Genomic DNA, 9,461 nt, shown 5'->3' on the forward strand with positions numbered 1-9,461 from the left:
CGAACAGCCCACGAACAGCCCACGAACAGCCACGAACAGCCACGAACAGCCACGAACACGGTGGGCCCGGGCGTCAGCCCGCCTCCCGCCACCCCTCGTACCGCTCCACCAGCTCATCCACCTTCGCCAGCGCGCCCTCGTCGAGCCCCTCGACGACCACCAGCCACTGCGCGTCCTCGGCGTCGTCCTCCCCCGCGAGCGTCTCCCGCACCACCCGCGGCACCCCGAGCGAGGCGAACCACTCGCCGAGCGTCTCCGCGACCTCCTCGGCGTCATCCCGTTCCGCGAACACGAGCAGCTGCCTCATGCCGCAATTGTCCCCGGCCCGGCCCACACGCCTCAACTCCGGCCCCATCAACGTGTATGACCGTTTACGGAACGTGAGCACACCGAGATGGCTACCGTAGGCGACATGACGTCCGAAGCGGCGCCTCCCCCGCTCCCCGCCTGGCTCTTCCCACCACCGAGCGGGCGCGTGGCGGAAGATCTCGATCACATTGCGGATCTGCCCGCGCACACGGAGTTGATCGATGGAAGCCTGGTCTTCGTCGGCCCTCGGCGCGACTTTCACACTTCCGTCCTGTTCCTGCTTGAGGCAGGCCTGCGCACCGCGGCGCCGAAGGGCCGTCGGGTGCGCCGGGAGATGAGCGTCAAGCTCGGCCCCAGGCAGCGTCCCGAACCTGATCTGATCGTTCTGGGGGATGGCGCGGCCGTCCGGCGAGACGCGACCTACTACGAGGCCAAGGACGTCATCCTGGTCGTCGAGGTGGTCTCACCTGAGTCCGTGGTCCGCGATCGCGAGCGCAAGCCGCAACTCTACGCCCGAGCCGGCATCCCGCACTTCTGACGCATCGAGGACCAAGAGGACGCGGCGGTCGTCTACGTCTACGAGCTCTACCCCGCCACCAACACATACCTCCACACGGGGATCCACCACAACAAGCTCAAAGTGGACGTCCCCTTCCCCATCGACATCGACCTCACGGAGATCGACGCCATATAAGGCGAAGGGCCGGCACGGCACCCGCCGTACCAGCCCTTCGGCCAACCCTCAGGCGCTGCGGAGCTGAGCTCCCACGCGATCGGCCGCCATCGCCACCGCCGCGTCCCTGGCCGCCGTCGTCTCCTCGACGGTCAGCGTACGGTCGGCGGCGCGGAAGCGCATCGAGTAGGCCAGCGACTTGTTCCCCTCGCCCACCTGCTCCCCCGCGTACACGTCGAACAGCCGGATCGACTCCAGCAGCTCCCCGGCGCCGTCGCGCAGGGCCGCCTCCACGTCGGCCACCGGCGCGAAGTCGGGCACGATCAGCGCGACGTCCTGGGTGGCCACCGGGTAGGCGGACACGGCCGGCGCCTCGACCGGCCCCGGCATGGCGGCCTCCAGCCGCGACAGCTCCAGCTCCATGGCCACGGTCCGCTTCGGCAGCCCGTACGCCTCGACGACCCGCGGATGCAGCTCGCCCGCGTGCCCCACCAGCGTGTCGCCGGCGTAGAGGGCGGCGCAGCGGCCCGGATGCCACGGCTCGTGCTGGTCGGCGCTGATCGACAGCTCGATCCGCGACTCGGCCGCCACCAGCCGCGCGGCCTGCACCGCGTCGGCCCACGAGGCCGCCCGCCCGGGGCCCCACCAGCCGGAGCGCTCGAACTCGCCGGCCAGCACGACCGCGACCCGCTGCGGCTGGTCGGGCAGCGCCGCCTCGATCGAGGCCAGCTCCTCGGCGGTCGGCCGGCGCTCGACCCCGAGCACCGGCGCCGCCGCGGGCGCCCCTTCGCGCGGCCGGTAGACCGGCCCCGTCTCGAACAGCGCCACGTCGGTGAACCCGCGGCCGACGTTGCGCACCAGGGTCTTGAGCAGCCCCGGCAGCAGCGTCGTGCGCATCAGCGGCTCGTCCTCCGACAGCGGGTTGGCCAGGCGCATGGCCCGGCGCCGCGCGTCGTCGGCGGGCAGCTGCAGGTGGTCGAAGTCGTCGGGGCTGATGAAGGGGTAGCTGAGCACCTCGACATAGCCGCCTTCGGCCAGCGCGCGGCCGGCCCTCCGGCGCAGCCGCTGCCCCTCGGTGAGCCCGGCCCCGGCCGGAGCCGAAGGCAGCACCGACGGCAGGCTCTCGTAGCCCTCCAGCCGGATGACCTCTTCTGCCAGGTCGTTGGGGTCGGTCAGGTCGGGCCGCCAGGACGGCGGCGTCACCGTGATCATGTCGGGGCCCGTGACGGCCAGCCTGGCCGCCAGCGCGCCGCCGGTCACGACCCCGGTCGGGTCGACGCCGCCCCGCCGCACGGCGGGATCGTCGCCGTCGGCCACCACGCAGCCGACCTGCTCCAGCCGGCCGACCACGGTCTCCTTCCCGTACGGCACCCCGGCCACGACGCCCGGGTAGCCCGACGGGATGGCGATGCGCGCGGGCGAGACCTCGACCTCGGCGTGCGTCACGCCGGGCGAGACGGTGGCGCCGCCCAGCTCGGCCAGCAGCTGCACGGCCCGCCACGAGGCGACGAGCGGCAGCTCCCGGTCGACACCCCGCTCGAACCGCTTGGACGCCTCCGAGACCAGCCCGTGCCTGCGCGACTCGCGCGAGATGCCGGTGGCGGAGAAGTGGGCGGCCTCGATGACGATGTCGGTCGAGCCGTCGGAGATCTCGGTCTCCAGCCCGCCCATCGTGCCCGCCATCGAGATCGGCCCCGACTGGTCGGTGATGAGGATGTCGTCGGGGTCGAGCTCGCGTACGACGTGGTCGAGCGTCTCCAGCCGCTCGCCCGCCACGGCCCTGCGCACGACGATCTCGCCGCTCAGCTTGTCGCGGTCGAACGCGTGCAGCGGCTGCCCGAGCTCCAGCATCAGGTAGTTGGTGATGTCCACGGCCAGCGACACGGGCCGCATGCCGGCCCGCGTGAGGCGTACGCGCATCCAGAGCGGGCTCGCGGCGGCCGGGTCGAACCCGCGGACCTCGCGCAGCACGAACCGGTCGCACGCGGTCGGGTCGGCGATCGAGGCCGGCCACGACGACGCGCTCTCCGCCGGCAGCTCGATGTCGGCGGGGTCGCGGAAGGCCACGCCGAAGGCGGTCGCCGCCTCGCGCGCCACACCTCTGATCGACAGCGCGTAGCCGATGTCGGGCGTGATCTCCAACTCGATCACGTCGTCGCGCAGCCCGAGCAGCTCGACCACGTCGGTGCCGATCGGCGTGTCCGGGGGCAGCACCATGATGCCGTTGTGGTCGTCGCCCAGCCCGAGCTCGCGCTCGGAGCAGATCATGCCCTCGGACAGGCGCCCGTACGTCTTGCGCGCGCCCACCTCGAACCCGCCGGGCAGCACGCCACCGGGCAGGACGACGGGCACGCGGTCGCCGGCGGCGAAGTTCGTGGCGCCGCAGACGATCTCGCGCGGCGTCGCCTCCCCCACCTCGACCTTGCAGTGCCTGATCGGCTTCTTGAACCCGGTCAGCTCCTCGATCTCAAGCACCTCGCCGACGACGACGTTCTTGACGTCGTGGCCATGCGAAGTGATCGACTCGAGCTTGAGCCCGGCCGCCGTGAGCTTGTCGGCCACCTCGTGGGCCGTGACCGCCGGGAGATCGACATACTCCCGCAGCCAGGAGAGCGGGACCTTCATCAGATCTCCATTCCGAACGGGAGCGTGAAGCGCACGTCTCCCTCGACCATGTCACGCATGTCCTCGGCGCTGTGGCGGAACATCAGCGTCCGCTCGATGCCCATGCCAAACGCGAACCCGGAGTATCGCGCGGGATCGACGCCGCACGCGACCAGCACGCGCGGGTTGACCATGCCGCAGCCGCCCCACTCAATCCAGCCCTCCGACTTGCAGGTGCGGCAGGGCGGGTTGCCCGGGATCGCCGAGGCGCCCCGGCAGACGAAGCACTTGAGGTCCATCTCGGCGGACGGCTCGGTGAAGGGGAAGTAGTTGGGCCGGAACCTGGTCGTGATGCCCTTGCCGAACATCACCTCCGCGAACCGGTCGAGCGTCCCCTTGAGGTGCGCCATCGTCAGCCCCTCGTCCACGGCCAGCCCCTCGGTCTGGTGGAAGACCGGGGTGTGGGTGGCGTCGAGCTCGTCGGTGCGGAACGTCTTGCCCGGCGAGATCACGTAGACCGGCAGCTCGCGCTGGAGCAGCGCCCTGATCTGCACGGGCGAGGTCTGCGTGCGCAGCACCATGCCGGAGCCGGTGGACTCGACGAAGAACGTGTCGTGGTCGGAGCGGGCCGGGTGGTCCTTGGCGATGTTGAGTGCGTCGAAGTTGAACCACTCGCCTTCGAGGTCGGGCCCCTCGGCCACCTCGTATCCCATGGCGACGAACGCGTCGGCGATGCGCTCCTGCAGCGTGGTCAGCGGGTGGCGGGCGCCGCGCGGCCGCCGGTCCCAGGGCAGGGTGACGTCGACGGTCTCCTCGACGAGCACCCGCGCGTCGCGCTCGGCCTCCAGCTCGGCCTGGCGGGCGGCGAGCGCCTCGCCGATCGTTTTACGCGCGCCGCCGACGCGCTTGCCGGCCTCGGCGCGGGCGGCCGGCGGCAGGGCGCCGATCTCGCGGTTGGCCAGGGCGATGGGCGAGCGGTCGCCCGCGTGCGCCAGCCGGGCCTGCTTGAGTGCGTCGAGGCTGTCAGCGGCCTTGATCGCCGCAATGGCGTCGGCCTCCATGCGGGACACCTCGTCGGCATGCAACGGTGTCACCTCGACGGGGTCGTAGTCAGACAAGAGTGAGCTCCGTATCCAGGGCTTGAGCGGAAAAGAGTCTAGTGGGGCCCGCCCACCGGGCCCGAATCAAGCGACTAGACAGACGCGAAGTCGGGCGTGCCGGTGGGCACGGTAAATCGAAACTCCGCGCCGCCCTCGGGCGCCCGCTGCACGGCGATCGTCCCGCCGTGCGCCTCGACCAGGCCCTTCACGATGAACAGCCCCAGCCCGGTGCCACCGCGCCTGCGGCTGTTGCCGCCGCGCCAGAACTGCCGGAAGACGCGCGGAGCCAGCTCGGGCTCGATGCCCTCGCCCTCGTCGCGCACCGACACGGCAACTCCCCATCCGACGGACTCGATCTCGATTGTCACAGTGCCACGCCCGTGACGCACCGCGTTTTCCACCAGGTTACCCAGGATCTGGTCGATCTTGTCCTGGTCGAGCCACATCTCGGGCAGGTCGCCGCCGTCGATCAGGAGGAAACGCTCTTCGGGCTCGCCCGCCGCGACCCGGCCCGCGATGAGCCTGCGCGCCCTGGCCGGGATGTCCACGACCTGGCGGCGCACCTCCAGCCGCCCGGACTCGATCCGGGAGACGTCGAGCAGCTCGGTGATGAGCCTGGTGACCCGGTCGGCGTCGTTGTTGACGGTCTCCAGCATGACGCGCTTCTGCTCGTCGGTGAAGCGCGTCCACTTCGCCAGCAGCGTGGCCGTGAACCCCTTGACGCTGGTCAGCGGCGAGCGCAGCTCGTGGGCCACGGTGGAGACCAGGTCGGCGCGGCTGCGCTCCAGCCGCGCACGCGCGCCGCCGTCGCGCAGGGTGATCGCCACCCGCTCGACCTCGCCGCCGCGCTCCGGCTCGCGCACGAGCCTGGCCGCGACGTAGAGCTCCTGGCCGCCGGGCAGATGCAGCGGGCGCTCCGGCACCCGGCTCCGGCTGGGCAGCCCGCCCTCCGGGTCGAGCGCCTTCCACCAGTCGCGCCCGTCGTGGTCGCGGAACGGGTAGACGTCGTTCATGTGCCGGCCGACCGCGCGCTCCATGGCGACCCCGGTGAGCCTCGCGGCGGCCCGGTTGACGGCCACCACGCACCCATATCGGTCGGTCACGATAAGGCCGTCGGGGAGGTCGTCGATGGCTATCGTGCACGCGGCGGCCACCACTCGCCCGTCGGTGTCTGCGCCGTGCACGACCTCGCCTCCTCCGCCTACAACGCCGACAATAGCGGGTTTCCAGCCGCCTAGGACACTCGCTGCGCCCTGGCGGAGGAGTAAAGGCATACCGCCGCGGCAGTGGCCAGGTTCAGGCTTTCAGCCTGTCCGTAGATGGGCACTCTGACCACATCGTCCGCCTCGGCGAGTATCTCCTCCGGCAGTCCCCAAGCCTCGTTGCCGAAGATCCACGCGGTGGGCCCCGACAGATCGACATCGTCGAGCGTGTGCTTGCCCGCGCCGTCTGCCGCCAGCACGCGCAGCCCGCGCTCCTTGAGTTGACGCACGGCGGCGCTCACCGGTGCACCGATGACCACCGGCAAATGGAACAGGCTGCCGGCGCTCGCGCGTACGCACTTGCCGTTGTACGGGTCGACGGACGCGTCGGTGAAGATCACCGAGTCGGCGCCGGCCGCGTCGGCGGCCCGCATGACGGTGCCGGCGTTGCCGGGGTCGCGCACGTGCGCGAGCACGGCGACCAGCCGGGGCCCGCCACCCGCGCCGCTCATGTCGCCCGTGTCGTCCACGCCCCCCGTGTCGCCCGTGTCGTCCGCGCCGCCCGGGCCGCCCGGGCCGCTCGGGCCGCCCGGGCCGCTCGGGCCGCCGAGTGCCTGCTCCAGCGGCACGTGGACGAGCCCGCACACGGCCAGCAGCCCCTGGGGCGTCACGGTCTGGGAGAGCTCCGACATGACCTCGCCGCTGGCGCGGTGGACGGGGATGCCCTGGAGCGTGGCCTCGGTGATCAACTCGGAATGGCGCAGCTCGGCCTCGGCCGTGGCGAACAGCTCCAGGGTCACGCCGTCGAGCTTGAGCGCCTCACGCACCGCCTGCGGCCCCTCGGCCAGGAATCTGCGGTCCTGCTCCCGGTAGGCCCGCTTGGTGAGCCGCCTGGCCGCCTTCACCCGCGGCGACCTCACGTTGGTCAGCTCAGACCCGGCCATGCTCTCCCTTTCGTGGGCATACAGCGTGTGCATACAGCAAAGGGCCCACCGTCATCGGTGGGCCCCTCGTTCAAGACGGTCGCTTCAGCTCGCGGCCGGAGCGTTCACGTTCGCCGGGAGCGCCTTCTTGGCGGCCTCGACGAGCGCGGCGAAGGTCTGGCTGTCGTTCACCGCGAGGTCGGCAAGGATCTTGCGATCGACCTCGATGTGAGCCAGGCGCAGACCCTGGATCAGACGGTTGTAAGTCATGCCGTTCTGGCGGGCGGCGGCGTTGATCCGCTGGATCCAGAGACGGCGGAACGCACCCTTACGGTCCTTGCGGTCCCGGTAGGCGTACGTCATCGAGTGGAGCATCTGCTCCTTGGCCTTGCGGTAAAGCCGTGACCGCTGGCCACGGTAACCGCTCGCCCTCTCGAGGACGACCTTGCGCTTCTTCTTGGCGTTGAGCGCCCGCTTCACGCGTGCCATGTTCTTCTCCCCGGGGGTTCGCGCTACTTGGCGAGCAGCTTCTTGATCTTCTTAGAGTCGGCGTCAGAAAGGACGACCTCGTTCTTGAGACGGCGCGTCAGCGTGGACGACTTCCACTCGTTGTAGTGCGCGCGGTTGGCACGGCGACGCTTGATCTTGCCGGTGCCGGTGACCCGGAACCGCTTCTTCGCACCGCTGTGCGTCTTCATCTTCGGCATGTCGCCGTCTCTCCTCGTTTCGGTCGTGCCGGTGGCCGGGCCGGTGCTGGCCGGCCCGGTCGCGGCGTCTTCAGTCTGCCGGTGGCTGCTGGGGTAGGCGCAGACCCCGCTACCTGCGGTATGCCGCTGGAGGCGAGGCACCGTTGTAAGGCTAACCCCAACTGCGGGTCACTCTTCCGGTGCGGAAGGCTCCTCGTCGCCACGCTGTGCCTTGGCTGCGGCCTTTTCGGCCTTGGCCTCGGCTTTCTTCTTGTGCGGACCGATCACCATGATCATGTTACGGCCGTCCTGCTTGGCGTGGGACTCGACGAACCCCAGCTCCTGGACGTCGTCCGCCAGCCGCTGCAGCAGCCGGAACCCGAGCTCGGGCCTGGACTGCTCGCGACCACGGAACATGATCGTGACTTTGACCTTGTCCCCCGCCTTGAGGAACCGCACCACGTGACCCTTCTTGGTCTCGTAGTCGTGCGGGTCGATCTTCGGCCGGAGCTTGATCTCCTTGATGATCGTGTGCGCCTGATTCTTGCGCGCCTCGCGCGCCTTCATCGCGGACTCGTACTTGAACTTGCCGTAGTCCATGAGCTTGCACACGGGCGGTCGAGCCGTGGCCGCGACCTCGACGAGGTCAAGGTCGGCCTCCTGGGCGAGCTTCAGGGCGTCGTGAATCGAGACGATGCCTACCTGCTCGCCGTTCGGGCCCACGAGGCGAACCTCGGGAACTCGGATACGCTCGTTGATGCGGGGCTCAGTGCTGATGGGGCCTCCTAGGTTTGCGATCCCTACGTGCTCGTCGTGCCGGGAGCTTCACGTAAACGCGAAAAGCCCCGCACGTCGCGCATGCGGGGCCACAGAGCTCTTCGGCTTCGTGACCTCGAGCTCCCCGGAGTAGTCCGGCGTGATCCTGGACCCGGCCGCCTTTCGGTGACACAGGTGGGAGGGAGACCTCCGCTTGCGCGTCCAGCAAGGAATGCCGGACCGATCAGGGAGCTACATTACCACAACCACGAAGGTTCCTCGAATCATCCCTGCTGGCCAGGAAGTTCGCGCCGCCTGCGAATCTCGGCCTCCCCGGCCGCCCGCATGGCCTCCACCGGCACGTCCGTCCGTCCGGTCATCAGCTCCACCTGCCGCACCGCCTGGTGCAGGAGCATCGGGAACCCGCCGACCACCGTGCCGCCCGCGGCCCGCACCGCCGCCGCCGTGCCGGTCGGCCAGGGCGAGTAGACCACGTCGAAGAGCGCCGGCGCCCCCGCCAGCCGGGCCGCGAACACGTCTGCCGCCCCGCCGGGCAGCGTGGACACCACGAGGTCCACCCGGGTCAGCGCGTCAAGCTTGTCGAACGTCTCCACCGCCAGCGCCACGCCGAGCCGCTCGGCCACCTCGGCCGTCTCCCCCGCCCGCGCGGGGTCGCGCACCAGCAGCGTCGCGGAGTACAGGCCCAGGTTGCGCAGCGCCGCCAGCGCGGAGGCCGCCGTGGCCCCGCCGCCCAGCACCGTGGCCGAACGCGGGGCGGGCACTCCGGCCTCGGCCAGCGCCTGCTCGATGCCGTAGACGTCGGTGTTGTCGCCGTGGCTCCGCCCGTCGCGGAACACCACCGTGTTGGCCCCGCCGACGTCGACAGCCAGCTCGGAGACGGTGTCGAGCAGGGGCAGCACGGCCCGCTTGAGCGGCATGGTCAGCGACAGGCCCGCCCAGGCGTCCTCGTCGCCCGGCACCTGCCCGCGCACCGGCCTCAGCTCCCGCAGCAGCCCCGGCAGCCGCGCCTCATCGCACTCGAACACCTCGTAGCTCCACCCGCCGAGCCCCATCGCCTGGTAGGCGGCCCTGTGCAGGTAGGGCGAGAGCGAGTGATCGATGGGCGACCCCATCACCGCAGCCCGCATCCGCACTCCTTCCGAACACGAAGACCTTACCCCCAACCTCCCTGACTCTTATACACATCT

Annotated in this window: 10 protein-coding genes; 1 reads left to right on the forward strand and 9 read right to left on the reverse strand. The window is 70.7% G+C overall.

The features are described from left to right. Window positions 1–73 precede the first annotated feature (73 nt). Complete coding sequence (locus tag ETD85_RS56485; RefSeq protein ID WP_138698091.1) at window positions 74–307, reverse strand: RNA-dependent RNA-polymerase; 234 nt, start codon at window positions 305–307, stop codon at window positions 74–76. A 105-nt stretch (window positions 308–412) separates the two neighbouring features. On the opposite strand from ETD85_RS56485, the gene ETD85_RS56490 reads away from it, so the two are divergent. Beyond that, the gene (locus ETD85_RS56490) at window positions 413–847 is read left to right on the forward strand and encodes a Uma2 family endonuclease (protein ID WP_338087261.1); all 435 of its coding nucleotides are present in this window, start codon (window positions 413–415) and stop codon (window positions 845–847) included. A gap of 204 nt (window positions 848–1,051) precedes the next feature. On the opposite strand, the gene ETD85_RS56495 is transcribed toward ETD85_RS56490, so the two are convergent. The 8 genes from ETD85_RS56495 to ETD85_RS56530 all read right to left on the reverse strand — a co-directional run bounded on the left by ETD85_RS56495 (window position 1,052) and on the right by ETD85_RS56530 (window position 9,401). Then, the gene (locus tag ETD85_RS56495; RefSeq protein ID WP_138698092.1) at window positions 1,052–3,607 is read right to left on the reverse strand and encodes a phenylalanine--tRNA ligase subunit beta; all 2,556 of its coding nucleotides are present in this window, start codon (window positions 3,605–3,607) and stop codon (window positions 1,052–1,054) included. Further along, window positions 3,607–4,647: a phenylalanine--tRNA ligase subunit alpha gene (pheS, locus tag ETD85_RS56500; protein ID WP_240780070.1), complete on the reverse strand. Its 1,041-nt coding sequence runs from the start codon at window positions 4,645–4,647 to the stop codon at window positions 3,607–3,609. The genes ETD85_RS56495 and pheS overlap by 1 nt, the downstream gene beginning before the upstream one ends. Before the next feature lie 131 nt (window positions 4,648–4,778). Continuing rightward, a complete protein-coding gene (locus tag ETD85_RS56505; protein WP_138698094.1) occupies window positions 4,779–5,870 on the reverse strand; it encodes a sensor histidine kinase in 1,092 nt (363 codons plus the stop codon). 50 nt (window positions 5,871–5,920) lie between these two features. Continuing rightward, window positions 5,921–6,832 carry a TrmH family RNA methyltransferase gene (locus ETD85_RS56510; protein ID WP_138698095.1) on the reverse strand — a complete coding sequence of 304 codons (912 nt, stop codon included), beginning with the start codon at window positions 6,830–6,832 and terminating at the stop codon, window positions 5,921–5,923. Window positions 6,833–6,916: 84 nt separating this feature from the next. Further along, entirely contained in the window at window positions 6,917–7,300 is a 384-nt protein-coding gene (rplT, locus tag ETD85_RS56515; protein ID WP_138698096.1) for a 50S ribosomal protein L20, read from the reverse strand. Window positions 7,301–7,323: 23 nt separating this feature from the next. Beyond that, window positions 7,324–7,518, reverse strand: coding sequence for a 50S ribosomal protein L35 (gene rpmI, locus ETD85_RS56520; protein WP_090761693.1), 195 nt, complete (start codon window positions 7,516–7,518; stop codon window positions 7,324–7,326). Between the two features lie 168 nt (window positions 7,519–7,686). Further along, window positions 7,687–8,295: a translation initiation factor IF-3 gene (gene infC / locus ETD85_RS56525; protein WP_138698097.1), complete on the reverse strand. Its 609-nt coding sequence runs from the start codon at window positions 8,293–8,295 to the stop codon at window positions 7,687–7,689. Between the two features lie 242 nt (window positions 8,296–8,537). After that, window positions 8,538–9,401: a shikimate dehydrogenase gene (locus ETD85_RS56530; protein ID WP_138698098.1), complete on the reverse strand. Its 864-nt coding sequence runs from the start codon at window positions 9,399–9,401 to the stop codon at window positions 8,538–8,540. Between the last annotated feature and the right edge of the window lie 60 nt (window positions 9,402–9,461).

Source organism: Nonomuraea zeae, from assembly GCF_005889725.1.
In the GTDB taxonomy this organism is placed as follows: Bacteria; Actinomycetota; Actinomycetes; order Streptosporangiales; family Streptosporangiaceae; genus Nonomuraea; species Nonomuraea zeae.